At 71.4% G+C, this 25,483-nt stretch carries 18 protein-coding genes; 12 read left to right on the top strand and 6 right to left on the bottom strand.

Annotated features, from left to right (window positions below):
* Positions 1-861, top strand: coding sequence for a bifunctional DNA-formamidopyrimidine glycosylase/DNA-(apurinic or apyrimidinic site) lyase (gene mutM, locus ACLVWQ_RS25370; protein ID WP_414111463.1), 861 nt, complete (start codon positions 1-3; stop codon positions 859-861).
* Here mutM and ACLVWQ_RS25375 read toward each other — a convergent pair.
* Both ACLVWQ_RS25375 and ACLVWQ_RS25380 read right to left on the bottom strand, forming a co-directional pair.
* Entirely contained in the window at positions 834-1,223 is a 390-nt protein-coding gene (locus ACLVWQ_RS25375; RefSeq protein WP_414111464.1) for a winged helix-turn-helix transcriptional regulator, read from the bottom strand. The genes mutM and ACLVWQ_RS25375 overlap by 28 nt on opposite strands.
* Before the next feature lie 97 nt (positions 1,224-1,320).
* On the bottom strand, positions 1,321-2,481 hold the full coding sequence (locus ACLVWQ_RS25380) for a CAP domain-containing protein (RefSeq protein ID WP_414111465.1): 1,161 nt from the start codon (positions 2,479-2,481) through the stop codon (positions 1,321-1,323).
* Between the two features lie 133 nt (positions 2,482-2,614).
* Here ACLVWQ_RS25380 and ACLVWQ_RS25385 point away from each other — a divergent pair, with 133 nt between their 5' ends.
* From ACLVWQ_RS25385 to ACLVWQ_RS25400, 4 genes are all read left to right on the top strand, one after another.
* Entirely contained in the window at positions 2,615-2,896 is a 282-nt protein-coding gene (locus ACLVWQ_RS25385; protein ID WP_414111466.1) for an acylphosphatase, read from the top strand.
* 403 nt (positions 2,897-3,299) lie between these two features.
* A complete protein-coding gene (locus tag ACLVWQ_RS25390; RefSeq protein ID WP_414111467.1) occupies positions 3,300-3,503 on the top strand; it encodes a hypothetical protein in 204 nt (67 codons plus the stop codon).
* Between the two features lie 274 nt (positions 3,504-3,777).
* Positions 3,778-7,836, top strand: a complete 4,059-nt coding sequence (locus ACLVWQ_RS25395; protein WP_414111468.1) for an AAA family ATPase — start codon at positions 3,778-3,780, stop codon at positions 7,834-7,836.
* Between the two features lie 374 nt (positions 7,837-8,210).
* Positions 8,211-9,629 (top strand): sugar porter family MFS transporter, encoded by a 1,419-nt coding sequence (locus tag ACLVWQ_RS25400; protein WP_414111469.1) that lies wholly within the window; start codon positions 8,211-8,213, stop codon positions 9,627-9,629.
* Between the two features lie 104 nt (positions 9,630-9,733).
* Here the strand turns inward: ACLVWQ_RS25400 and ACLVWQ_RS25405 are convergent, their stop codons facing one another.
* Complete coding sequence (locus tag ACLVWQ_RS25405) at positions 9,734-10,708, bottom strand: LLM class flavin-dependent oxidoreductase (protein WP_414111470.1); 975 nt, start codon at positions 10,706-10,708, stop codon at positions 9,734-9,736.
* 85 nt (positions 10,709-10,793) lie between these two features.
* Positions 10,794-12,236 (bottom strand): cytosine permease, encoded by a 1,443-nt coding sequence (locus tag ACLVWQ_RS25410; protein ID WP_414111471.1) that lies wholly within the window; start codon positions 12,234-12,236, stop codon positions 10,794-10,796.
* A 138-nt stretch (positions 12,237-12,374) separates the two neighbouring features.
* Between ACLVWQ_RS25410 and ftsY the strand changes: the two genes are divergently transcribed.
* Entirely contained in the window at positions 12,375-13,562 is a 1,188-nt protein-coding gene (gene ftsY / locus ACLVWQ_RS25415; RefSeq protein WP_414111472.1) for a signal recognition particle-docking protein FtsY, read from the top strand.
* A 295-nt stretch (positions 13,563-13,857) separates the two neighbouring features.
* Here ftsY and ACLVWQ_RS25420 read toward each other — a convergent pair whose 3' ends face one another.
* A complete protein-coding gene (locus ACLVWQ_RS25420; RefSeq protein WP_414111473.1) occupies positions 13,858-14,511 on the bottom strand; it encodes a bifunctional DNA primase/polymerase in 654 nt (217 codons plus the stop codon).
* Between the two features lie 447 nt (positions 14,512-14,958).
* Here ACLVWQ_RS25420 and ACLVWQ_RS25425 point away from each other — a divergent pair, with 447 nt between their 5' ends.
* The 5 genes from ACLVWQ_RS25425 (at position 14,959) to ffh (ending at position 22,851) form a co-directional block, all read left to right on the top strand.
* Positions 14,959-16,446: a hypothetical protein gene (locus ACLVWQ_RS25425; protein ID WP_414111474.1), complete on the top strand. Its 1,488-nt coding sequence runs from the start codon at positions 14,959-14,961 to the stop codon at positions 16,444-16,446.
* Positions 16,447-16,857: 411 nt separating this feature from the next.
* Positions 16,858-18,198: an ammonium transporter gene (locus ACLVWQ_RS25430; RefSeq protein WP_414111475.1), complete on the top strand. Its 1,341-nt coding sequence runs from the start codon at positions 16,858-16,860 to the stop codon at positions 18,196-18,198.
* The gene (locus tag ACLVWQ_RS25435) at positions 18,195-18,533 is read left to right on the top strand and encodes a P-II family nitrogen regulator (protein WP_055510557.1); all 339 of its coding nucleotides are present in this window, start codon (positions 18,195-18,197) and stop codon (positions 18,531-18,533) included. The genes ACLVWQ_RS25430 and ACLVWQ_RS25435 overlap by 4 nt, the downstream gene beginning before the upstream one ends.
* 41 nt (positions 18,534-18,574) lie before the next feature.
* On the top strand, positions 18,575-21,088 hold the full coding sequence (locus ACLVWQ_RS25440) for a [protein-PII] uridylyltransferase (protein ID WP_414111476.1): 2,514 nt from the start codon (positions 18,575-18,577) through the stop codon (positions 21,086-21,088).
* Between the two features lie 209 nt (positions 21,089-21,297).
* Positions 21,298-22,851, top strand: a complete 1,554-nt coding sequence (ffh, locus tag ACLVWQ_RS25445; protein WP_414111477.1) for a signal recognition particle protein — start codon at positions 21,298-21,300, stop codon at positions 22,849-22,851.
* Between the two features lie 95 nt (positions 22,852-22,946).
* On the opposite strand, the gene ACLVWQ_RS25450 is transcribed toward ffh, so the two are convergent.
* Positions 22,947-23,804, bottom strand: a complete 858-nt coding sequence (locus ACLVWQ_RS25450) for an SAM-dependent methyltransferase (protein WP_414111478.1) — start codon at positions 23,802-23,804, stop codon at positions 22,947-22,949.
* Between the two features lie 197 nt (positions 23,805-24,001).
* Here ACLVWQ_RS25450 and proS point away from each other — a divergent pair, with 197 nt between their 5' ends.
* Positions 24,002-25,417, top strand: a complete 1,416-nt coding sequence (gene proS, locus ACLVWQ_RS25455; RefSeq protein ID WP_414111479.1) for a proline--tRNA ligase — start codon at positions 24,002-24,004, stop codon at positions 25,415-25,417.
* The last annotated feature ends 66 nt before the right edge of the window (positions 25,418-25,483 follow it).

The following is a 25,483-nucleotide window of genomic DNA, read 5'->3' on the forward strand; positions in this document are numbered from 1 at the left end:
GTGCCCGAACTGCCCGAGGTCGAGGTCGTACGCCGGGGCCTCGAACGCTGGGTCGGCGGACGGACCGTCGAGGACGTCCAGGTGCTGCACCCGCGCGCGGTGCGCCGGCACATCGCGGGCGGCGAGGACTTCGGGGCCCGGCTCAAGGGACACCGCGTCGGACAGGTCCAGCGCCGCGGCAAGTACCTCTGGCTGCCGCTCGCGGACTCCACGACCGCCGTCCTCGCCCACCTCGGCATGAGCGGACAACTCCTCGTCCAGCCACAGGACGCGGCCGACGAGAAGCATCTGCGGATCCGTGTCCGGTTCGCCGACGGCCTCGGCACCGAACTCCGCTTCGTCGACCAACGCACCTTCGGCGGGCTCTCGTTGCACGAGACGTCCCCCGACGGACTGCCCGACGTCATCGCGCACATCGCCCGTGACCCCCTGGACCCGCTGTTCGACGACGACGCGTTCCACGAGGCGTTGCGCCGCCGGCGCACCACCGTCAAACGCGCCCTGCTCGACCAGTCGTTGATCAGCGGCGTCGGCAACATCTACGCGGACGAGGCCCTGTGGCGCACGCGGCTCCACTACGAGCGCCCCACCACCGGCTTCACCCGTCCGCGCACGGCCGAACTCCTGGGCCACGTACGGGATGTGATGAACGCGGCCCTCGCCGTCGGAGGCACCAGCTTCGACAGCCTCTACGTCAACGTGAACGGCGAGTCGGGCTACTTCGACCGCTCGCTCGACGCGTACGGACGTGAGGGCGAGCCGTGCCGGCGCTGCGGCACCCTGCTGCGGCGCAGGCCCTGGATGAACCGGTCCAGCTACTTCTGCCCGCGCTGTCAGCGACCGCCGCGCGCGGTGTCGTAGCGCTCGCGCGCCCCCAGCACCTCGTCCATCCGGCCCTCCACGAAGTGGATGAGGGCCAGCAGCCGTCCGGCGACCTCGTGGCCCAGCGGCGTCAGCTCGTAGTCGACCCGCGGCGGGTTCGTCGGCTGCGCCTCCCGGTGCACCAGACCGTCGCGCTCCAGCGCGTGCAGGGTCTGGGAGAGCATCTTCTCGCTCACCCCGTCGACCCGGCGGCGCAGTTCGTTGAAGCGGAGGGAGCCCTCGGACAGGGCTCCCAGCGTGAGCGCGCCCCAGCGTCCCGTGACGTGCTCAAGGGTGCCCCTGGACGGGCAGGCCTTGGAGAACACGTCGTACGCGAGGTCCGGCCGATCCGTGAGATCCATGCTTCGAGCGTACTCCCGTACAGCGCACACCACAGGGGTGCACTAACTTCGAGTTAGTGCACCCCTGTGGTGTGCGCTGTACGGGAGTACGCCGTGGCTAGTAGCCGAAGTCCTGGGTCCACCACGGGCCGCCCGACGCGAAGTGCGCGCCGACGCCCAAGGTCTTGAAGTCGCAGTTCAGGATGTTCGCGCGGTGGCCGGGGCTGTTCATCCAGGCCTCCATCACCGCGGCGGCGTCGGCCTGGCCGCGGGCGATGTTCTCTCCGCCGAGGTTCGCCACGCCGAGATCCTCCGCCCGGTCCCAGGGGGAGGCCCCGTCCGGGTCCGTGTGGTCGAAGAAGTCCCGCGCCGCCATGTCCTTGCTGAACGCCTCGGCCAGCGCGGCCAGCGAGCTGGACGCGGTCACCGGGCTGCAGCCGGCCTTGGCCCGCTCGTCGTTGACCAGTGAGAGGACCGCCGCCTCGGCCGTGGCCGGTGTGGAGGCCGCCTTCGACGGCGTCGTCTCGGGAGCCTTCGCCGTCGGGGCCTTCTCGGCGGGCGCCTGCGTCCTCGACTCCTCGACCGGGGACTTCGCCGACGGTGTCGCGGAGGGCTTCTTCGCCGACTTCTCCGGAGCCTTCGTCGGTGAGACCGAAGGGGACGGGGAACGCTCCAGGTCACGGCTGGTGCCCGGGGTCACGCGGTCGTCCGCGGACCCGTTCGTGCCGCCCTGGGTCTCCACGTCGCTCGGTGTGTCCTGGGCGCGCACCTTGTCCGAGCCGCCGCCGATCGGGAGCGAGTCACTGCCCGGTATCAGCCCGGAGGCGACGGCGACGGCGCCCATGGCGACAGCGGCCGAGACGCCGAGCAGACCGGTGCGTACGGGGGTCACGCCCTTCTTGCGACGGCGCTGGCCACCCCGCCCGCGGTCGGGCGCGTAGGCCCCCGAGGCGTGGCCTGCCGTCTCGTCGCCCTCGAAGAGGTAGGCGTCGCTCTTCGGGTAGGCGCTCTTCGTGTAGAGGTCGCCCGTCTCGTGGATGCCGCCCGGAGAGTCGTACAGGCCGGCGGTCGAGTAGGGGCCGCCGGTCAGGTAGTCCCCGGCCGTGCGGTAGTCCCCGGCGGCGCGGGGGGCGCCCGCGGTGGCGTAGTCGCCCAGGCTCGCGTACTCGCTCGCGTCATCCGTCGCGTAGCCGCCCGTGTACGTCTCGTACGTCTGTGTGTCTGCGGTACCGCGGCCTGTGGCGGCGCGGCCGGCGGCGGAGCGTCGGTGGCGTCCCATCTCCTGGCCTTTCTCAATCCTTGCGGTCAACGTTCCTTCACTCGAACGAGTGAGGCTCATTGGGTCGGGACGGTACCCCATGGCGCAAGGGGAGGAAGTGCTCCGAGAGCAATTGGCCGGTTAGCGTGCAGCCATGAACGAGCATGCACGGATGGTCGCCTGGGTACGCGGGCGCGTGCAAGGTGTGGGTTTCCGCTGGTACACGCGGGCCAGGGCCCTGGAGATCGGCGGGCTGAGTGGCTTTGCTCTCAATTTGGAGGACGGACGGGTCCAGGTGGTCGCGGAAGGCCCCCGGGACGGGTGTCAGGAGTTGCTGGAGTGGCTCGTGGGAGACGACACGCCGGGCCGGGTCAGCGGAGTCACTGAGATCTGGGACACGCCCCGTGGCGGCTACGACGGCTTCGCCATCCGGTGAGATCCACTCCACCCGGCCGGCCGCGACGCCCTCCGCGGGGAGCGCGGGGCGTGCGCCGGGCACCCGTCCAGGGTGGAAACCACCAGGTGGCTGCAGAGAAACGCCTTGCGGTGGGAGGCTCCGCCCACGAGGATGATCTCCCCGTCCCCAGGGCCCGGCACAGCGGCCGCGCCGCCCGCCGGCAGGCCGCGTGCGCAGGGGCGACCGGGCCTGCCCGTCAATACGGGGTGTGATCGTGTTGACCGTCAAACTTTTTGGTGAGACGCTGAAAGTCCCCGCGCACCTTAGCTGTTTGGCATGTGAGAGCGGCAGCAAGAACTCAAGATTGCCAAACATCGCGGGTGCGATTCCCTCACGACCCACACCGCTTCGGTCGGTCACTCAGTGTGGAGGACCATCCATCATGGCAAAGGCGCTTCTCGGTTACGTCGGCGGTTCCGACCCGCGACTCATTGCCGAGATGCGACGGCTCCAGCAGCGCGTCCAGGACCTGGAATCCGAGCTCGGACGAATCCAGGCCGAGAACGACGCGCTCGCGGCTGCCGCTTCTCACGAATCGCTTCTCGAGAGCATCGACGTACCCCAGGCGGAGCCTGCGCTCACCTGATCACTGAACTGCACAGTCACCCCCAGTGAACAGGCTGACCGTGTCAGCCGCTGAAACAGAGTTTCAAGGGACGCTTCGGCGTCCCTTTTTTCTTTCCCCCGACTGATCCATTGCTCGCTGTTCACCCTCTTTAACGTCTGGTGTGCCCTGCACGTTCATGGGTGAAACCGAGAGTTCGGGGAGTGAGACGGACAGTGAACCGGCGGTGGGACCCGGCGACCGGACGGGCGGTGACACCGGCGGTGGGACGACTTGGGAGGTAAAGTCCGGCTGCGTGCACCTCAAGGCTCTGACCCTGCGCGGGTTCAAATCGTTCGCCTCGGCCACCACGCTGCGGTTCGAGCCGGGTATCACCTGCGTCGTGGGGCCCAACGGCTCGGGCAAGTCCAATGTCGTGGACGCCCTCAGCTGGGTCATGGGCGAACAGGGCGCCAAGTCGTTGCGCGGCGGCAAGATGGAGGACGTCATCTTCGCCGGCACCACCGGGCGGCCCCCGCTGGGCCGGGCCGAGGTCTCGCTGACGATCGACAACTCCGACGGCGCGCTGCCCATCGAGTACGCCGAGGTCACCATCACGCGGATCATGTTCCGCAACGGCGGCAGCGAGTACCAGCTCAACGGCGATACCTGCCGATTGCTGGACATCCAGGAGCTGTTGTCCGACTCCGGCATCGGCCGTGAGATGCACGTCATCGTCGGGCAGGGCCAGCTCGACTCCGTACTGCACGCCGACCCGATGGGCCGCCGTGCCTTCATCGAGGAGGCCGCGGGTGTCCTCAAGCACCGCAAGCGCAAGGAGAAGGCGCTGCGGAAGCTGGACGCGATGCAGGCCAACCTCGCGCGCGTGCAGGACCTCACGGACGAGCTGCGGCGGCAGTTGAAGCCGCTCGGCCGGCAGGCCGCCGTGGCGCGCCGGGCCGCCGTCATCCAGGCCGACCTCCGGGACGCCCGCCTGCGACTGCTCGCCGACGACCTCGTACGGCTGCGGGGGGCGCTGCGGGCCGAGGTGGCCGACGAGGCCGTGCTCAAGGAACGCAAGGAGGCCGCCGAGGCCGAGCTGAGGAAGGCCCTCCAGCGGGAGGCGATGCTGGAGGACGAGGTGCGGCGGCTCGCGCCGCGTCTGCAGCGGGCCCAGCAGACCTGGTACGAGCTGTCGCAGCTGGCCGAGCGGGTGCGCGGCACGGTCTCCCTGGCGGACGCCCGGGTGAAGAGCGCCACCGCCCAGCCGCCGGAGGAGCGGCGCGGACGCGACCCCGAGGACATGGAGCGCGAGGCCGCGCGGGTGCGTGAGCAGGAGGCCGAGCTGGCAGCGGCCCTGGAAGCGGCCGAGTACGCGCTGGAGGACACGGTCGCGCACCGGTCCGACCTGGAGCGTGAACTGGCGGTCGAGGAGCGGCGCCTGAAGGACGTGGCGCGGTCCATCGCCGACCGCCGTGAGGGGCTCGCCCGGCTCAGCGGCCAGGTCAACGCGGCCCGTTCCCGTGCCGCCTCCGCCCAGTCCGAGATCGACCGGCTCGCCTCGGCGCGCGACGAGGCGCAGGACCGCGCGGTCACCGCCCAGGAGGAGTACGAGCAGCTCAAGGCCGAGGTCGACGGCCTGGACGCGGGCGACGAGGAACTCGCCGGACGGCACGACGCGGCCAGGAGGGCCCTCGCCGACGCCGAGTCCGCGCTCACCGAGGCCCGCGAGGAGGCCACCGCCGCCGAGCGCAGGCGCGCGGCCACCCAGGCCCGCCACGAGGCCCTGGCCCTGGGGCTGCGCCGCAAGGACGGCACCGGGGCGCTGCTCGCGGCGAAGGACCGGCTGTCGGGACTGCTCGGCCCGGCGGCCGAACTGCTCTCGGTCACCCCGGGCCACGAGGTCGCGCTGGCGGCCGCCTTCGGCGCGGCGGCGGACGCGATCGTGGTGACCACACCGACCTCGGCGGCCGACGCCATCCGCCTGCTGCGCAAGCAGGACGCGGGCCGGGCGGCCCTGCTCCTGACGGGAGCCCCGGACGAGACGACCCCGGCGGACCTGCCGGCCAGGACGGACCGGACGGGAGCGAGGACGCCGCCGGCCGAGCTGCCGGGCGCCCCGGGTCCAGGGGACTTGGAGGGGGACCCGGACCCGGTGGGCGGGGCGAGTGCTTCGGGCTCGATGGACTCGGCGGGTGCGGCGGGTGCGGCGGGTTCGGCGGGTTCGGCGGATCGGCCAGGTGTGCCGGGTCCAGCGGGTCGGAATGGGGGCCTGGGCCCGGTGGGCGGGGCGAGTGCTTCGGGCTTGACGGACCCGGCGGGGGCGATGGGCCCGGCGGGGTCGACGGATCAGCCGGGTGTCCCAGGTGTCCCAGGTGTCCCGGGTTCGGCGGGTGGGACGGGTGCCCCGGTCCCGAGGGATCGGGGCGGGGCCCCGGGGCCGACGGGCCGGACGGACGTGCCCGGCGTGACCGGGCCGACGCGGCCGGCTGGGTCGGCGGGTGTGCCGAGGGGGCCAGCCCTCTCGGCACACCCGCACTCCTCCGCCGGCCGCACCCGGCCCCCGGCGGGCGGTCCGCCGTACGCCGCCGATCTCGTCCGGGCGCCCTCCGAGCTCGTGCCCGCCGTACGGTGGCTGCTGCGGGACATCGTCGTCGTGGGGACGTTGGAGGACGCCGAGGACCTCGTCCACGCGCGGCCCGAGCTGACCGCCGTGACCGCGGAGGGCGACCTGCTCGGGGCGCACTTCGCGCAGGGCGGATCCGCCGGGGCGCCCAGCCTGCTCGAAGTACAGGCGTCGGTCGACGAGGCCGCGGCCGAGCTGACGGAACTGGGCGTCCTGTGCGAGGAGTTGAGCGGGGCCCAGCAGCGCGCCACCGAACTGCGCCGCGAACGGGCCGCTCTCGTCGACGAGTTGGGCGAGCGGCGCCGTGCGGGAGAGCGGGAGAGGTCCCAGGTCGCGCAGCAGCTCGGACGCCTCGCCGGGCAGGCGCGGGGCGCCGCCGGAGAGGCCGAGCGGAGCACCGCGGCCGCCGCGCGTGCGCAGGAAGCCCTCGACCGGGCCGTGGAGGAGGCCGAGGAACTGGCCGAACGGCTCGTCGTCGCCGAGGAGATGCCGGTCGAGGAGGAGCCCGACACCTCCGTACGGGACCGGCTCGCGGCCGACGGGGCCAACGCGCGGCAGACCGAGATGGAGGCCCGGCTCCAGGTGCGTACGCACGAGGAGCGGGTCAAGGGCCTGTCCGGGCGGGCCGACGCGCTCGACCGGGCCGCGCGCGCCGAACGGGAGGCCCGCGCCCGCGCCGAACAGCGCCGGGCCCGGCTGCGGCACGAGGCCGCGGTCGCCGAGGCCGTCGCCTTCGGCGCCCGCCAGCTGCTCGCCCATGCCGAGGTCTCGCTCGGCCGGGCGGACGAGGAGCGTACGGCCGCGGAGAGCGCCAAGGCGCGCCGGGAGCAGGACCTCGTCCTCGCCCGCAACCAGGGCCGCGACCTCAAGGCCGAACTCGACAAGCTCACGGACTCGGTGCACCGCGGTGAGGTGCTCGGAGCCGAGAAACGGCTGCGGATCGAGCAGCTGGAGGCGAAGGCGCTGGAGGAGCTGGGCGTCGAACCGGCGGGACTGGTCGCCGACTTCGGGCCCGACCAGCCCGTCCCGCCGTCCCTGCCCGCCGAGGGCGAGGAGCTGCCGGACGACCCCGAGCATCCGCGCAACCAGCCCCGCCCGTTCCACCGGGCCGAGCAGGAGAAGCGGCTCAAGTCGGCCGAGCGGGCCTACCAGCAGCTCGGCAAGGTCAATCCGCTCGCGCTGGAGGAGTTCGCCGCACTGGAGGAACGCCACAAGTTCCTCAGCGAGCAGCTGGAGGACCTGAAGAAGACCCGTACCGATCTCTTCCAGGTGGTGAAGGAGGTCGACGAGCGGGTCGAGCAGGTCTTCACCGAGGCGTTCTGGGACACGGCGCGGGAGTTCGAAGGGGTCTTCGGCCGGCTGTTCCCGGGCGGTGAGGGGCGGCTGGTCCTGACCGATCCCGACAACATGCTCACCACGGGCGTCGACGTCGAGGCGCGACCGCCCGGGAAGAAGGTCAAGCGCCTTTCGCTGCTCTCCGGCGGTGAGCGCTCGCTGACCGCCGTCGCGATGCTCGTGTCGATCTTCAAGGCGCGGCCCAGCCCCTTCTACGTGATGGACGAGGTCGAGGCGGCGCTCGACGACACCAACCTGCAGCGGCTGATCCGGATCATGGAGGAGCTGCAGGAGGCGTCGCAGCTGATCGTGATCACGCACCAGAAGCGGACGATGGAGGTCGCCGACGCGCTGTACGGCGTCTCCATGCAGGGCGACGGAGTGTCGAAGGTCATCAGCCAGCGACTGCGCTGACCTTCTCGTCGTACCAGCGGCCGCGGCCGGCCGGCCCGCGCGCTCGCCCGGACGGACGCACCTGGCGGCCGAATGGCCGCCGGGTGGGTGACGGCCGGTCGGGGCCGGTCCTGACGTTCCTCGCGTCGCTTACGGGGTACCCCCGAATACATGCAGTCTCCATCCGTCCAACACTTGAACACAACTTCCTCACCTGGGGCGGAACCCTCTACACAGGACCCCCTTTTGACTTCGAAACTTGAAGGCATAGTCTCTGATTCGTTGCTTTTACCTTCAGGTGGTGGGTGGCGTAAACGTGTGCGCCACTGGAGACACCGTCCGGAAGGGCTCGCCCCCACCCCCGGCAGTGAGGCCGGTGGCCCGAGGAGTTACACGTGACCAGCACAGCGCAGCCACCCCAGTCAGGAGCCCGAGCGGCTCACCCCGAACATCTGGGGCACGTCATCTTCATCGCGGCGGCGGCCGCGATGGGTGGCTTCCTCTTCGGCTACGACAGTGCCGTCATCAACGGCGCCGTCGAGGCCATCCGGCACCGGTACGACATCGGCTCCGCGGCCCTCGCCCAGGTCATCGCCATCGCGCTGATCGGCTGTGCGATCGGCGCCGCCACCGCGGGACGGATCGCCGACCGCATCGGCCGTATCCGCTGCATGCAGATCTCGGCCGTGCTGTTCACCATCAGCGCCGTCGGCTCCGCGCTGCCCTTCGCCCTGTACGACCTGGCCTTCTGGCGGGTCATCGGCGGCTTCGCCATCGGTATGGCCTCGGTCATCGGGCCGGCCTACATCGCCGAGGTCGCCCCGGCCGCGTACCGCGGGCGGCTCGGCTCCTTCCAGCAGGCCGCGATCGTCATCGGCATCGCCGTCTCGCAGCTCGTCAACTGGGGCATCCTCAACGCCGCAGGCGGTGACCAGCGCGGCAAGGTCATGGGCCTGGAGGCCTGGCAGGTCATGCTCGGCGTGATGGTCGTCCCGGCTGTCCTGTACGGCCTGCTCTCCTTCGCGATCCCCGAGTCGCCGCGCTTCCTGATCTCGGTCGGCCGCGACGAGCGCGCCCGTGAGGTGCTCCGGGAGGTCGAGGGCGACAAGATCGACCTGGACGCCCGCGTCACCGAGATCGAGCACGCGATGAAGAGCGAGCACAAGTCGGTCTTCAAGGACCTGCTCGGCGGCACCTTCTTCTTCAAGCCGATCGTCTGGATCGGTATCGGGCTCTCGGTCTTCCAGCAGTTCGTCGGCATCAACGTCGCGTTCTACTACTCCTCGACGCTGTGGCAGTCGGTGGGCGTCGACCCGACGGACTCGTTCCTCTACTCGTTCACCACGTCGATCATCAACATCGTCGGCACCGTGATCGCCATGATCTTCGTCGACCGGATCGGCCGCCGGCCGCTCGCGCTCATCGGTTCCGTGGGCATGGTCATCGGGCTGGGCCTGGAGGCCTGGGCCTTCTCCTTCGACCTCGTCGACGGCAAACTGCCCGCCACCCAGGGCTGGGTCGCCCTGATCGCCGCCCATGTGTTCGTGCTCTTCTTCGCCCTCTCGTGGGGTGTCGTCGTCTGGGTCTTCCTCGGCGAGATGTTCCCGAACAGGCTCCGCGCCGCGGCGCTCGGTGTGGCCGCCGCCGCGCAGTGGATCGCCAACTGGGCCATCACCGCGAGCTTCCCGTCGCTGGCCGACTGGAACCTCTCCATGACCTACGTGATCTACACGATCTTCGCCGCGCTCTCCATCCCGTTCGTGCTCAAGTTCGTGAAGGAGACGAAGGGCAAGACGCTGGAGGAGATGGGCTGACCCGGGCACCGGTCGCCCGGCACCAAGGCTCGGGGAGACGGGCCAAGACCCCGCCGTCCGTCTCCCCGTACTCGTGAGAGGGCGTACTGCCCCGGCTCTCCGGCCTACCGGCCCCTGAGCCGGGGCAGTACGTTCTCGCAGAACAGATGCATGCTGCGCCACCCCTCGTCGACCGGCATCCCGCCGGACAGCGGATGCAGTACGTAGCTGTCGAGGCCCTGCGCCAGACACTCCTCCGGCGTCACGATCCGGTAGACACCCTCGGCGCGCAGCTCCTCCACCGTGGTGGCCCCCGACTTCACCGCCGAGCGGATGTCGGAGGACTGCCAGGAGGCGTACGTCCGCGCCTCGTGCAGGAAGTGCCTGCCGTGCTCGGCCCAGGCCCGGTCCGGGTCCTCCGCCAGGTGCAGCAGCGGCGTGACCTCCGCGGGCATCATGGTCCAGCCCTGCGTGCCGTACTCGGTGAGCCGCTCCTTGTAGTAGGCCTCGATGTCCGGCAGATGCGCGCTGGGGAAGAACGGCAGCCCGAGCCGCGCCGCGCGCCGGGCCGCCGCCTTCGAGGAACCGCCCACCAGGAGCAGGGGGTGCGGATCGGAGAAGGGGCGCGGGGTGACCCGTACCGTACGGCCGCGGTGTTCGAACTCCTCGCCGGTCCAGGCCTTCAGCAGCGTCTCCAGGAGCTCGTCCTGGAGGGCGCCGCGCCGCTTCCAGTCCACGTCGAAGAGCGCGTACTCCTCGGGCCGGTAGCCGATGCCCGCCACCGTGACGAGCCGGCCGCCGCTGAGGAGGTCGAGCACGGCGATGTCCTCGGCCAGGCGCAGCGGGTCGTGCAGCGGGCCGATGATCGCCGAGACCGTGACCGCGATCTTCCGGGTCGCGCCGAAGACCGCGCCCGCGAAGGTGAACGGCGAGGGCAGCCAGTTGTTCGCGGCGCCGTGGTGCTCCTCGGTCTGCACGGTGGTCATCCCGCGGTCGTCGGCGTAGGCGGCCATCTCCAGCGCGGCCTTGTAGCGGTCGCTGAGCGAGGCGGGCGTGGCGCCGGGATCGACGAGGTTGAAGCGTACGACCGTGACGGGCATGGGAAAGTCCCCCTTCGCCGAGCGGGTGGCGTGCCGGCGGCTTCGGTCCGGCGTCGGTGCAGGGGGGACCGTAGCTGACGGAGCGTCAGACGGCCATAGGGGCGGGCCCCTTGGCGGAGTCCGGTGCGGGACCCGGCACGGCGGGCTTCGGCAGCAGCGCGTACAGCAGGAAGGACACGACGATCGTGGCCGCCCAGCCCAGGCCGTACTCGCCGACCGGATTGCCCAGGGCCAGCGGTCCGGTGAACCAGTCCGAGGCCGTGAAGAGAAGCCCGGCGCACAGGCCCGCCGCCCAGGCCGCGACCGCGGCCGGCGCGAAGCCGCCCCGGTACCAGTAGGCGCTGGTGCGCGTGGTGTCGAGCAGGGCCCGCGCGTCGTACTCCCGGCGGCGCAGCATGTCCGCGCCGAAGACCCCGGCCCAGGCCGAGAAGGCGACCGCGAGCAGCGAAAGGAACGCGAGGAACGAGCTCATGAAGCTCGTCGCCACGAGCATCAGGACCCCGCCGAGGACCAGCGAGATCACGGCGTTGACGGACACCGCCCAGTGCCGCGGCACCCGGAAGCCCAGCGTCTGCGCGGTGAAGCCCGCCGAGTACATCGACATCGCGTTGATCAGCAGCGTGCCCGCCAGGGCGACGAGGAGGTACGGGGCCGCGATCCACAGCGGCAGGATCTCGCCGAGGAACGAGACCGGGTCGGTCGTCGAGGCCAGGTCCGGTGTGGAGACCGCCATGACCGCGCCCATCAGGACCAGTGGCAGTACGACGAGGCCGGCGCCGCCCACGGTGTTCCCCACGATCGCCTTCGAGGAGGCCGTGCGCGGCAGATAGCGGGTGAAGTCGGGGGAGGAGGGCACCCAGCTGATGCCGCCCGCCGCGATCAGGCCGACCCCCGTGATCATCAGCGGGGTCGGGCCCGCGCCCCGTCCGAAGACCCGGCCCCAGTCGGTCTCCACGAGCAGATGGCCGAGGACCAGGACGGAGAAGCCGCCGAAGAGACAGGCCGCGTACCTGCCGCAGGTCCGCACGGCGTTGATGCCGAGCCCCGAGATCACGAAGGTGGCGAGCACGAAGAGCAGCAGCGTCACGACGGTCAGGGCGGTGGTGGCGTGGACGCCGAAGAGGATGTCGACCACGGTGAGCAGGGCGTACGCGCCGGTCACCGCGTTGATCGTCTCCCAGCCCCAGCGGGCGACCCAGATCAGCGAGCCGGGCAGCAGATTGCCGCGCTGGCCGAAGACCGCCCGGGAGAGCATCATGCCGGGCGCGCCGCCGCGCTTCCCCGCGATACCGACCAGCCCGACGAGGCCGAACGCCACGAGCGGCGCCGCCGCGGCCACCACCAGGGCCTGCCAGAAGTTCAGCCCGTACGAGACCACGAGGCTCGCGCCCATCGTGAGCAGCAGCACGGTGATGTTGGCGGACGCCCAGGTGGGGAAGAGCTGGCGGGTCCGCGCGGTGCGCTCCGCCTCCGGGACCGGTTCGATGCCGCGCGTCTCCAGCGCGCCGTCGGGCCTGGTGGTCCTCATGCCGGAGCCGCTCCGTACCGTGGGGAGGCGGGGAATCATCCCACTTTAGCCCGACTGGTCACCTCAAGCGGTGTATGTGCTTCCCGGGCGAACGCGAGCGGTAGCCGTCCGGGGCACATGGTCGATACTGAGTGGGTTATGGAAATCGTCATCCTTGCTGTAGTCATCGCCGTGGTCGTGATCGGCGCACTCGGCGGGCTCGTCGTCGGCAGCCGCAGGCGCAAGCAGCTGCCCCCGCCGCCCCCCGCCGCCCCCGACATCACCGCTCCGCCGGCCGAGCCGCACATCGGCGACGAGGCCGAGACGCCGCGCGACGAACCGCGCCGCACGATAGAGGAGGTGGATCTTCCGGACTCCTCGGCGACCGCTCCGGTCGCCGAAGCGCCCCCGATCGAGGTCCCGGAACCGACCGCCGGCCGTCTGGTGCGCCTGCGCGCCCGGCTGTCGCGCTCGCAGAACGCGCTCGGCAAGGGGCTCCTCACGCTCCTCGCGCGCGAGCACCTCGACGAGGACACCTGGGAGGAGATCGAGGACACGCTGATCACCGCCGACGTCGGTGTGCAGCCCACCCAGGAGCTGGTCGAGCGGCTGCGCGAACGCGTGAAGGTGCTCGGCACGCGCACTCCCGAGGGGCTGCGGGCCCTGTTGCGTGAGGAACTGCTCGCGCTGCTCGTGCCCGAGTTCGACCGCACGGTGAACACCGACTCCGGTCTGGACACCCCCGGCATCGTGATGGTCGTCGGGGTGAACGGCACCGGCAAGACCACCACCACCGGCAAGCTCGCGCGCGTGCTCGTCGCCGACGGCAAGCATGTGCTGCTCGGCGCGGCCGACACCTTCCGGGCCGCCGCCGCCGATCAGCTGCAGACCTGGGGCGAGCGGGTGGGTGCCCGCACCGTACGCGGGCCCGAGGGCGGTGACCCCGCCTCGATCGCCTTCGACGCCGTCAAGGAGGGCATCCAGGAGAGCGCCGACGTCGTACTCATCGACACGGCGGGGCGGCTGCACACCAAGACCGGTCTCATGGACGAGCTCGGCAAGGTCAAGCGCGTCGTCGAGAAGCACGCCCCGCTGGACGAGGTGCTGCTCGTCCTGGACGCCACCACCGGCCAGAACGGCCTGGTGCAGGCGCGTGTCTTCGCCGAGGTCGTCGACATCACCGGCATCGTCCTGACGAAGCTCGACGGCACGGCCAAGGGCGGCATCGTCATCGCCGTCCAGCGTGAACTGGGCGTACCCGTCAAGCTGATCGGCCTGGGCGAGGGCGCGGACGACCTGGCCCCGTTCGAGCCGGAAGCGTTCGTGGATGCCCTTATCGGAGAGTGAGAGCGCGTACGAGCCGTATGTGCGTGACGCGTACGTGTCGTCCGTGCGTGAGGAAGGGCCCCACTCCATGGTGCAGATGGTGTGGGGCCCTTCCGTGTCGGCAGGCCTCTGTCGAGGAAGCCGGTGCCGACAGGCCCGGCACGGCGCCTCGCGGCGTTGTCGCACGACCCGCGTACGACCCGCGTACGACCCGAGTACGCCCCGTACGCGGATCGCGCTCCGTGGATCCCGCGCCGCTGTGCGATGCACCGCACCGGACACCGCGGCCCGTGCGACCTGGTCCGAACGGGACGCCTCAGGCGGGTGACCGGTGGGCCACGTACGCGAGCGTCCCGAGCAGCAGTCGTGCGGCCGGTGGCTTCGTCGCCGAGTCGAGCGCGGGGGAGCGCAGCCAGTGGACCGGGCCGCGGCCGCCCCGGTCGGAGGGCGGCGCCGTGATGTACGCGCCGGCGCCCAGGCCGTGCAGGTCGAGCGAGGCGTCGTCCCAGCCCATGCGGTAGAGCAGCTCGGGCAGTTCGGCCGCGGCGCCGGGTGCGACGAAGAAGTGCGCGCGGCCCTCGGGCGTGACGGTCACGGGGCCCAGCGGGAGGCCCATCCGTTCGAGCCGGACCAGGGCGCGGCGGCCGGCGGACTCGGCGACCTCGATGATGTCGAAGGCGCGGCCGACGGGGAGCATCACCGAGGCGCCGGGGAACTCGCCCCAGGCCCGGGTCACTTCGCCCAGGGTGGCGCCCGCCGGGACGACGGGCGCGAAGCCCAGGGGATGCGCGCCGCGCTCGGCACAGTGCGGCCGGCCGCACGAGCAGGCCCCGGCGCCCGCGCGGGCGCCGGGCACCACGTCCCAGCCCCACAGCCCGGTGAACTCGGCCACGGCCGTGCACTCCGAGGAGCGGCCGCGGCGACGCGAGCCGGTCCGAATGTCGCGGATGCCGCCGATCGTGAAGCCCATGCCCCCTCCAACGGGTCCAGCGCGCCCATGGTTACGTCATGAAATCGTGTCGTAACTCTCAGTATTCTCGGTTCCCATCGGTGCGCGATCCAAGCGGCGCTCGGTTGCGTCACGGGTGGTGCGGCCGGTTTCGTGCGCCCCGGCGTACATCGCTCCGCCCGCTCCCGTTCGTCCTGTGTCAAGTGAATCGCGCGGCGGCGATCGCGAGTTCATTCGAAGGGGTGGCGAATGGTGGCGTTTCAGGGATCGCCATGGCTGGAGGGGTGATCGTAGGATTACTGTGAGTGCACAAGTCCTTGGGACGCATGCACTTGTGGGTATGCCGGAGGCAACTCGGCTTCCCGTTCGACGGGTGAGAACGGCCGGACGGGCGGCCCCGTTCACGGGCATTCTGGTAGGGCTTGGCGCACACAGCGCACAAGTGGGTTCAGGGATGGGGGCGTTCCAGTGGGCGGCAACGGCGCAGGCGCGAGGTCCGCGACCGGCACGGACAAGCGCCCCAACGAATTGTTGGGCTCGTGGTTCGTGCGCAGCGGCTGGTCCAAGGGCGAGCTGGCACGTCAGGTGAACCGCAGGGCACGCCAGTTGGGGGCCAACCACATCTCGACGGACACCTCGCGGGTCCGCCGCTGGCTCGACGGGGAGAATCCCCGCGAGCCGATCCCGCGCATCCTCTCCGAGCTGTTCTCCGAGCGCTTCGGCTGCGTCGTCGCCGTCGAGGACCTGGGGCTGCGCGCGGCCCACCGGGCCCCGTCCGTGTCCGGTGTCGACCTGCCCTGGACCGGCCCGCAGACGGTGGCCCAGATCAGCGAGTTCTCGCGCAGCGACCTGATGCTCGCGCGGCGCGGCTTCCTCGGCGCCTCACTGGTCCTGTCCGCCGGGCCCACGCTCATCGAGCCCATGCAGCGCTGGCTGGTGCCCAGCCCCGCCACGCCGCGCGAGGAGCCCATGCTCTCCGCCGCGGCCGCCCGCCGTCCGGGCAGGCTCTCCCAGCCCGAGCTGGACCTCCTGGAGTCCACCACCGTCATGTTCCGCCAGTGGGACGCCCAGTGCGGCGGCGGCCTGCGCCGCAAGGCGGTCGTCGGCCAGCTGCACGAGGTGACCGACCTGCTCCAGGAGCCCCAGCCCGAGGCGACCACCAGGCGGCTGTTCAAGGTCGCCGCCGAACTGGCCGAGCTGGCCGGCTGGATGAGCTACGACGTGGGGCTCCAGCCCACCGCCCAGAAGTACTTCGTCCTCGCCCTGCACGCCGCCAAGGAGGCCGCCGACCGGCCGCTCGGCTCGTACATCCTCTCCAGCATGAGCCGCCAGATGATCCACCTGGGCCGCCCCGACGACGCGCTGGAACTGATCCACCTCGCCCAGTACGGAAGCCGTGACTGCGCGAGCCCGCGCACCCAGGCCATGCTGTATGCGATGGAGGCCCGCGCCTACGCCAGCATGGGGCAGCCCGGGAAGTGCAAGCGCGCCGTCCGGATGGCGGAGGACACCTTCGGGGACGCCGAGGAGTCCGGCGAGCCCGAGCCCGACTGGATCCGCTTCTTCTCCGAGGCCGAGCTGCACGGCGAGAACTCCCACTCCTACCGCGACCTCGCCTACGTGGCGGGCCGTAGCCCCACGTACGCCTCGCTGGCCGAGCCCGTCATGCAGAAGGCCGTCGACCTCTTCGAGAACGACCTGGAGCACCAGCGTTCGTACGCGCTCAACCTCGTCGGGATGGGCACGGTGCACCTGCTCCGGCGGGAACCCGAGCAGAGCGCCGTCCTGGTGCACAAGGCCCTGCGGATCGCCAAGAAGGTGCGGTCCGAGCGGGTCAACACTCGTATCCGAAAAACGGTCGACACGGCCGTCCGCGACTTCGGGGACCTCGCCGCCGTCGTCGATCTGACCGACCAGCTCGCCATCGACCTGCCCGAGACCGCAGAGGCGGTCTGACCCCAGTACGCCGGCCGCGACCGCCGTCCGTAACAGCCCGACTCGGCTCCCCCATGCCAGGTCATAGGACGGACGGCCGCGGCCGGTCTCCTTTTTGCGCCCGCGGCGGCGCCGCTCTCACGGAGGCGGCTGAGCGCCGTCCGGGTTGCTCGATCCGTGGCTGAGCGCGCGGCCGTCCGAGTGCTCCGGCCGTGTCCGTGGAAGGTTGCGCCACGATAACGATCGAGGCTGCCACTATCCGGCGGTTCATCGAGGCGTAACACGTACGTCCTCTTCGTCACCCCGGCGAAACATGCAGGGGCGCCGGTCGAAACCGCGCTGCGCCAATCTCTGGCCCATAACCGGCCCACCCCTCACCAACCGCTCATGGCTTCGCCCGCACGGGGCCGTACCAACGACGAGGAGACGCCGATGGCACCAGCCATCACGCTTGCCGCAGACGCTCCCACGCTGTCTGCCGCCAACACCGGATTCATGCTCATCTGTTCCGCCCTGGTGCTGATCATGACTCCCGGTCTTGCCTTCTTCTACGGAGGCATGGTCAGGGTCAAGAGCACCTTGAACATGTTGATGATGAGCTTCATCAGCATGGGGATCGTCACGATCCTGTGGGTGCTCTACGGCTTCTCGCTCGCCTTCGGCACCGACTCGGGCAGTGTCGTCGGCTGGTCCTCGGACTACGTCGGCTTCAGCGGCATCGGGAAGATGGACCTCTGGGACGGCTACACCATCCCGGTCTTCGTCTTCGCCGTCTTCCAGCTGATGTTCGCGATCATCACCCCCGCGCTGATAAGCGGTGCCCTCGCGGACCGCGTCAAGTTCACCTCCTGGGCGCTGTTCATCACCCTGTGGGCCACCGTCGTGTACTTCCCGGTCGCGCACTGGGTCTGGGGCACCGGAGGCTGGGCCTTCGACCTCGGCGTCATCGACTTCGCCGGTGGTACCGCGGTCCACATCAACGCGGGTGCCGCGGCACTCGGCGTGATCCTCGTCATCGGCAAGCGCGTCGGGTTCAAGAAGGACCCGATGCGCCCGCACAGCCTCCCGCTGGTGATGCTCGGCGCCGGTCTGCTGTGGTTCGGCTGGTTCGGATTCAACGCCGGCTCCTGGCTCGGCAACGACGACGGCGTCGGCGCGCTGATGTTCGTCAACACCCAGGTCGCCACCGCCGCCGCCATGCTCGCCTGGCTCGCCTACGAGAAGATCCGCCACGGCGCGTTCACCACCCTCGGCGCCGCCTCCGGCGCGGTCGCCGGTCTCGTCGCGGTCACCCCGTCCGGCGGCGCAATCTCCCCGCTCGGCGCGATCGCCGTCGGCGCCATCGCCGGTGTGCTCTGCGCCATGGCCGTCGGCCTCAAGTACAAGTTCGGCTACGACGACTCGCTCGACGTCGTCGGTGTGCACCTCGTCGGCGGTGTCGTCGGCTCCCTGCTCATCGGCTTCTTCGCCACCGGCGGCGGCCAGTCCGACGTCGAGGGTCTCTTCTACGGCGGCGGCCTCGACCAGTTCTGGAAGCAGTGCGCCGGTGTCTTCGGCGTCCTCGCCTACTCCCTGGTGGCCTCCGCGGTGCTCGCCTTCCTGATCGACAAGGCCATCGGGATGCGGGTCCCCGAGGACGTCGAGATCGCCGGCATCGACCAGGCCGAGCACGCCGAGACCGCATACGACTACAGCGGTGCCGGTGGCGGCGCCGCCCGCACCGCGGTCACGGCCCCGGCCGGCGACTCCGCGAGCAAGAAGGTGGACGCATGAAGCTCATCACCGCCGTCGTGAAGCCCCACCGCCTCGACGAGATCAAGGAAGCCCTCCAGGCCTTCGGCGTCCACGGCCTCACGGTCACCGAGGCGAGCGGTTACGGTCGTCAGCGGGGCCACACCGAGGTCTACCGCGGTGCCGAGTACACCGTCGACCTCGTCCCCAAGATCCGTATCGAGGTACTGGTCGAGGACGACGACGCCGAGCAGCTGCTCGACGTCATCGTGAAGGCGGCCCGTACCGGCAAGATCGGAGACGGCAAGGTCTGGTCCGTCCCGGTCGAGACGGCGGTCCGGGTCCGGACCGGCGAGCGCGGACCCGACGCGCTGTAGACGCCACGCGCCGCGGACAGCAGAAGAACAGGAGCCACTGGGTGACGAGTACGGACACGCGTACGGAAGCAGAGGACTCGGGACCCAGCGGCTATGCGGCGGCCCGGCTGCGCCTCCTCCAAGAGGGGGCGCGGTCCGGGCCGCCGCGCCGTGCGGCCCTCGCCGAACTGACCGACGACTGGCTCACCGGACTGTTCGACGCGGGCGCCGAGAAACTGCGCGGCGTCTCGCTCGTCGCCGTCGGCGGCTACGGCCGCGGCGAACTCTCCCCGCGCAGCGACCTCGACCTGCTGCTCCTGCACGACGGCAGCGCCGACTCCGGCGCGGTGGCCTCCCTCGCCGACCGCATCTGGTACCCGATCTGGGACCTCGGCCTCGACCTCGACCACTCCGTCCGTACGCCCGCGGAGGCCCGCAGGACCGCGGGCGAGGACCTCAAGGTGCAGCTCGGCCTGCTGGACGCCCGCCACCTCGCCGGCGACCTCGGCCTGACCGCGGGACTGCGCACGGCCGTCCTCGCCGACTGGCGCAACCAGGCGCCGAAACGGCTCCCCGAACTCCAGGAACTGTGCGCCGAGCGCGCCGAGCGCCAGGGCGAACTGCAGTACCTCCTCGAACCCGACCTCAAGGAGGCCCGCGGTGGCCTGCGCGACGCCACCGCGCTGCGCGCCGTCGCCGCCTCCTGGCTCGCCGACGCCCCGCGCGAGGGCCTCGCCGACGCCCGCAAGAGCCTCCTCGACGTCCGTGACGCCCTGCACCTCGCCACCGGCCGCGCCACCGACCGCCTCGCCCTCCAGGAGCAGGACCAGGTCGCCGCGGAACTCGGCCTGCTGGACGCCGACACCCTGCTGCGCCAGGTGTACGAGGCCGCCCGCGTCGTCTCGTACGCCAGTGATGTCACCTGGCGCGAGGTGGGGCGCGTGCTGCGGTCGCGCGCCGTGCGACCGCGTCTTCGCAAACTGGCAAGGGAGCGGAGCGACTTCCTCAGAAGGGCGGTGGCGGGCGACGGGAGGGCGCTGGGCGGCGGCAAACCCGCTCCCGAGCGCTCCCCGCTGGCGGAGGGCGTCGTCGAGCAGGACGGCGAGGTCGTCCTCGCCCGCGCCGCCCGCCCCGACCGCGACCCCGTGCTGCCGCTGCGCGCCGCCGCCGCGGCCGCCCAGGCGGGGCTGCCGCTCTCGCTGCACGCGGTCCGCCGCATGGCCGCCGCGGCCCGTCCCCTGCCCACGCCGTGGCCCGCCGAGGCCCGCCAGGAACTCATCACGCTGCTCGGCTCGGGGCCCTCGACCATCGAGGTCTGGGAGGCCCTGGAGGCGGAGGGCCTGATCACCCGGCTGCTGCCCGACTGGGAGCGGGTCCGCTGCCGCCCGCAGCGCAACGCCGTCCACATCTGGACCGTCGACCGCCACCTGATCGAGACGGCGGTCCGCGCCGCCGAGTTCACCCGCCGCGTCCACCGGCCCGACCTGCTCCTCGTCTCGGCCCTGCTGCACGACATCGGCAAGGGCTGGCCCGGCGACCACTCGGTGGCCGGCGAGATCATCGCGCGGGACGTGGCGGCCCGGATCGGCTTCGACCGCACCGACGTGGCGACCCTCGCCACGCTCGTACGCCATCACCTGCTGCTCGTCGAGACGGCGACCCGGCGCGACCTGGAGGACCCGGCGACCGTACGCGCGGTCGCCGAGGCGGTCGGCTCGCAGGGCACGCTGGAACTCCTGCACGCCCTCACCGAGGCCGACGCGCTGGCCACCGGGCCCGCCGCCTGGTCCTCGTGGCGCGCGTCCCTCGTCACCGACCTGGTGAAGCGGGTCTCCGCCGCGCTCGCCGGGGACGACCCCGAGGAGCCCGAGGCGGCGGCGCCCACCGCCGAACAGGAACGGCTCGCCATCGAGGCCTTCCGCACCGGCGGTCCCGTACTCGCGCTGCGCGCCCAGACCGAACCCCCCGCCGAGCCGTCCGCCGAGGAAGCCTCCGGGGAGCCGGAGCCCCTCGGGGTGGAACTGCTCATCGCGGTACCGGACCAGAAGGGCGTCCTGCCCGCCGTGGCGGGCGTCCTGGCCATGCACCGGCTCACCGTGCGGACGGCGGAGCTGCGGGCGCTGGAGCTGCCCGACGGCGTCTCAGGGTCCGTCCTGCTGCTCGACTGGCGGGTCGCCGCCGAGTACGGGTCCCTGCCGCAGGCGGCCCGGCTGCGCGCCGATCTGGTACGCGCCCTCGACGGCTCCCTCGACATCACCGGGCGCCTCGCCGAACGGGACGCCGCCTATCCGCGGCGGCGGGGCATCGCCGCGCCGGCGGCCCGGGTGAGCGTGGCCTCCACCGCGTCCAGGCTCGCCACCGTCATCGAGGTCCGCGCCCACGACGCCCCGGGGCTGCTGCACCGCATCGGGCGCGCGCTGGAGAACGCGCAGGTGCGGGTGCGCAGCGCGCATGTCTCCACGCTGGGCGCGAACGCGGTGGACGCGTTCTACGTGACCGGGCCCGAGGGAGCTCCGCTGCCGGGGGAGCAGGCCGGGTCGCTGGCGCGGGCCTTGGAGGAGACGTTGCGGGAGTGAGCGGTGTGCTGCGCGCCGCTCGGGGCCGTTTCGGCGGCCGGTCCTCGGCCGCGGGCCGGTTGTGGCTGAGCGCGCCCCGCGGCGGAGCCGCCCGATGTCACAGCCCCGCGTCCCTTATGGGGCCGGGGTGGAGACCCTTTCCGGTGGGGGCGGATACCCTGGAAGGCGGACCTGTCCCCCTGCCCCCGACTTGAGGATTCGCGACCGCCGTGTTCGACACTCTCTCCGATCGCCTCGCAGCGACATTCAAGAACCTTCGCGGCAAGGGGCGCCTGTCCGAGGCGGACATCGACGCCACCGCGCGCGAGATCCGTATCGCCCTGCTGGAAGCGGACGTCGCGCTGCCGGTTGTCCGGGCCTTCATCAAGCAGGTCAAGGAGAGGGCCCTCGGGGCCGAGGTATCACAGGCGCTCAACCCCGCCCAGCAAGTCATCAAGATCGTCAACGAGGAGCTCGTCGGCATCCTCGGCGGTGACACCCGGCGGCTGCGCTTCGCGAAGCAGCCCCCGACCGTGATCATGCTCGCCGGTCTGCAGGGTGCCGGTAAGACCACGCTCGCCGGAAAGCTCGGCAAGTGGCTGCAGGGCCAGGGCCACACGCCGCTGCTCGTCGCGTGCGACCTCCAGCGCCCGAACGCGGTGAACCAGCTGAGCGTCGTCGGCGAGCGGGCCGGCGTCGGCGTCTACGCGCCCCAGCCGGGCAACGGCGTCGGCGACCCGGTCCAGGTCGCCAGGGACTCCATCGACTACGCGAAGCAGAAGCAGCACGACGTCGTCATCGTCGACACCGCGGGCCGCCTCGGCATCGACGCCGAGCTGATGCAGCAGGCCGCCGACATCCGCGACGCGGTCTCGCCGGACGAGATCCTCTTCGTCGTCGACGCGATGGTCGGCCAGGACGCGGTCAACACCGCGGAGGCCTTCCGCGACGGAGTCGGCTTCGACGGCGTGGTCCTCTCCAAGCTCGACGGCGACGCCCGTGGCGGCGCGGCGCTCTCCATCGCGCACGTCACCGGCCGCCAGGTCATGTTCGCCTCCAACGGCGAGAAGCTGGACGACTTCGACGCGTTCCACCCGGACCGCATGGCGTCCCGCATCCTCGGTATGGGCGACATGCTCACGCTGATCGAGAAGGCCGAGCAGACCTTCTCGCAGCAAGAGGCCGAGCAGATGGCCGAGAAGCTGGCCTCCAAGAAGGGCCAGGACTTCACGCTCGACGACTTCCTGGCCCAGATGGAGCAGGTCAGGAAGATGGGCTCCATCTCCAAGCTGCTCGGCATGCTTCCCGGCATGGGCCAGATCAAGGACCAGATCAACAACCTCGACGAGCGCGACGTGGACCGCACGGCCGCGATCATCAAGTCGATGACGCCGACCGAGCGTCAGGAGCCGACGATCATCAACGGCTCGCGGCGTGCTCGTATCGCCAAGGGCTCCGGTGTCGAGGTCAGCGCGGTCAAGGGGCTGGTCGAGCGGTTCTTCGAGGCCCGCAAGATGATGTCCCGGATGGCCCAGGGCGGCGGTATGCCGGGGATGCCCGGGGCGCCTGGCATGGGCGGCGGAGCCGGCCGGGTGAAGAAGCAGCCGAAGAAGGCCAAGGGCAAGCAGCGGTCGGGCAACCCGATGAAGCGCAAGCAGCAGGAGGAAGAGGCGGCGGCGCGGCGGGAGGCCGCGGGGCAGGCGGGCGGCGCGTTCGGCCTGCCGGCCGGGCAGCAGCCGGAGAACTTCGAACTCCCGGACGAGTTCAAGAAGTTCATGGGCTGAGGCCGCCCCTCCAGGCCAAAAGATTGCGCAGTTCCCCGCGCCCCCGGATGGGGGCGCGGGGAACTGCGCAATCTTTTGCAGGTACCGCGCTCAGGTCACGGTGTCCGGGTGATCAGGTAGCGGAAGACGTTCGGCATCCACACCGTGCCGTCCCGTCGCCGGTACGGATGCACGGCCTCCCGCACCTCCTTGTCGACCTGCTCCCGGTCCGTCGCCGCCACGGCCGCGTCGAAGAGCCCGGTGGACAGCAACCCCCGCACCGCGTTGTCCACGTCCGCGTACCCGAACGGACACGACACCCGCCCGGACCCGTCGGGACGAAGGCCGGCCCGCTGGGCGACCTCCTCCAGGTCGTCCCGGAGGGAGGGGCGCCAACGGCCCGTACCGCGCAGCGGATCCGCCAGCTTGGTGGCGACCCGCAGCACCGAGGACGTGGCACACCGCTCAGGCGGCCCCCAGCCCGTGAGGACCACGGGAACCCCCCGTCCGACGAGCCCGGTCGCCGCCGTCAGCGACTCGGCGAGGCCTTCGGAATCACCGGCCACACACCCGATCGGCTCGAAGGCGGTCACCAGATTGCACGCGGTCGCCGCCGTGCCGTCCACGTCCGCCGGCTCACCGTCGGTCAGCCGGGCGCCGGCGCACGCGCGCGTGCCCCACGGCTCGGGCAGCAGACGCTCCCGCGCGAGAGCCAGCCGCTCCGGCGCGTGCGCCTGCACCCCGGCGACCGAGGCACCCCGCGCGGCGGCCATCAGCAGCGCCAGGCCGGACCCGCAGCCGAGCCCCAACAGCCTGGTCGAGGAGCCCACTTCGAGTCGCTCGTAGACGGCCTCGTAGAGCGGTACGAGCATCCGCTCCTGAATCTCGGCCCAGTCACGCGCGCGTGCCCCCTGGTCCACCTGGGGCGCAGCCCCCGAACGAGGTAGGCGCTGCCGCACGAGCGTAGGTGTCATCGAAAGTGCCCCAATCCGCCGAGAGTTGCTTCTGTGCCTGTTCGTCCACCCCCGTGCAGTGCGCTCGCACTCCCCCCGTATGCCAGGAAACTCCGCGCTCGTCGTGGCGTCCAGGGGTTGAGTGGCCCCGTTTCGTACCATCGGCGCGCGCCGAAAAGAATTCACATACCGGCAACATGTGCCCCTACGATCGCGCCATGGCGAAGGCACCTGTTCTCACTCCCCGGGCGCGTGATTTCCCGCGCTGGTACCAGGATCTGATCACCAAGGCCGAGCTGGCCGACAACGGTCCGGTGCGCGGCACCATGGTGATCCGGCCCTACGGATACGGGCTGTGGGAGCGGATGCAGCAGGAGATGGACGCCCGTATCAAGAGGGCGGGTGCCCAGAACGCGTACTTCCCTCTCCTCATCCCGCAGTCGTATCTGAGCCGGGAGGCCGAGCACGTCGAGGGCTTCGCGCCGGAGCTCGCGGTCGTCACGCACGGCGGCGGCAAGGAGCTGGAGGAGCCGGTCGTCGTCCGGCCCACCTCGGAGACGATCGTCAACGCGTCCTTCGCCAAGTGGGTGCAGAGCCACCGTGACCTGCCGCTGCTGATCAACCAGTGGGCGAACGTGGTCCGCTGGGAGATGCGCCCGCGCGTGTTCCTCCGTACGACCGAGTTCCTGTGGCAGGAGGGACACACGGCCCACGCCACGTACGAGGACGCCCGGGACTTCGCCGCGCACATCCACGAGCGGGTCTACGCGGACTTCATGGTGAACGTCCTGGGGATCGACGTCGTGCTGGGCCGCAAGACGGCGCGCGAGCGGTTCGCCGGGGCCGTCAACACCCTCACCCTCGAAGCGATGACGGGCGACGGCAAGGCCCTGCAGATGGGCACCAGCCACGAGCTGGGCCAGAACTTCGCCAAGGCCTTCAACACCCGGTACCTGTCCAGGGAGGGCCGGCAGGAACTCGTCTGGCAGACCTCCTGGGGGTCCTCGACCCGCATGGTGGGTGGCCTGATCATGTCGCACGGCGATGACAGCGGGTTGCGGGTTCCGCCGCGCCTGGCCCCCGTACAGGCCGTGGTCCTCGCCATCAAGGGCGACGAGGCGGTTCTGGCCAAGGTCCGCGAGCTCGCCGACCGGCTCGGGGCGGCGGGCGTACGGGTACGGGTCGACGACCGCACCGACACCCCGTTCGGCCGCCGCGCCGTCGACTGGGAGCTCAAGGGCGTCCCCGTCCGCGTCGAGGTGGGCCCTCGTGACCTGGAGAGCGGCACCGTGACGCTGGTCCGGCGCATCCCCGGCGGCAAGGAACCCGTGACGGCCGACTCGCTGGTCCGTCTGCTGCCCGCCGTGCTGGAGGAGGACCAGGCGCTGCTCCTGGCCCAGTCGCGCGAGCGCCGGGTGGCACGGACCTCGGAGGTGTCGACGGTCGGGGAGGCCGTCGAGGCCGCCGGTGCCGGTGGCTGGGCCCGTATTCCGTGGGCCACCCTCGGTGAAGAGGGGGAAGCCGAACTGGCCGCGCACGCGGTGACCGTACGGTGTCTGGTGGCCGAGGACGGGTCGGTGCCCGAGACCGACGACGCACCCGGTAACGTCGCCGTGGTGGCCCGCGCCTACTGAGCCCCGGTATTCCGCCGCGAGAAGGACCGAAACGGCTCTTGCGCATCCGGTGACCCCAGGTGCCCC

The sequence above is a fragment of the Streptomyces sp. CWNU-52B genome (assembly GCF_047444975.1).
Taxonomy (GTDB): Bacteria; Actinomycetota; Actinomycetes; order Streptomycetales; family Streptomycetaceae; genus Streptomyces.

Bases quoted from the DNA above. Each gene is read 5' to 3' on its own strand.
- ACLVWQ_RS25430 (WP_414111475.1), top strand. From the start codon at position 16,858: ATGGCACCAGCCATCACGCTTGCCGCAGACGCTCCCACGCTGTCTGCC.
- proS (WP_414111479.1), top strand. From the start codon at position 24,002: ATGGCGAAGGCACCTGTTCTCACTCCCCGGGCGCGTGATTTCCCGCGC.
- ACLVWQ_RS25420 (WP_414111473.1), bottom strand. From the start codon at position 14,511: ATGGGCTTCACGATCGGCGGCATCCGCGACATTCGGACCGGCTCGCGT.
- ACLVWQ_RS25405 (WP_414111470.1), bottom strand. From the start codon at position 10,708: ATGCCCGTCACGGTCGTACGCTTCAACCTCGTCGATCCCGGCGCCACG.
- ACLVWQ_RS25385 (WP_414111466.1), top strand. From the start codon at position 2,615: ATGAACGAGCATGCACGGATGGTCGCCTGGGTACGCGGGCGCGTGCAA.
- ACLVWQ_RS25435 (WP_055510557.1), top strand. From the start codon at position 18,195: ATGAAGCTCATCACCGCCGTCGTGAAGCCCCACCGCCTCGACGAGATC.
- ACLVWQ_RS25380 (WP_414111465.1), bottom strand. From the start codon at position 2,481: ATGGGACGCCACCGACGCTCCGCCGCCGGCCGCGCCGCCACAGGCCGC.
- ftsY (WP_414111472.1), top strand. From the start codon at position 12,375: ATGGAAATCGTCATCCTTGCTGTAGTCATCGCCGTGGTCGTGATCGGC.
- ACLVWQ_RS25375 (WP_414111464.1), bottom strand. From the start codon at position 1,223: ATGGATCTCACGGATCGGCCGGACCTCGCGTACGACGTGTTCTCCAAG.
- ACLVWQ_RS25410 (WP_414111471.1), bottom strand. From the start codon at position 12,236: ATGAGGACCACCAGGCCCGACGGCGCGCTGGAGACGCGCGGCATCGAA.
- ACLVWQ_RS25390 (WP_414111467.1), top strand. From the start codon at position 3,300: ATGGCAAAGGCGCTTCTCGGTTACGTCGGCGGTTCCGACCCGCGACTC.
- ACLVWQ_RS25450 (WP_414111478.1), bottom strand. From the start codon at position 23,804: ATGACACCTACGCTCGTGCGGCAGCGCCTACCTCGTTCGGGGGCTGCG.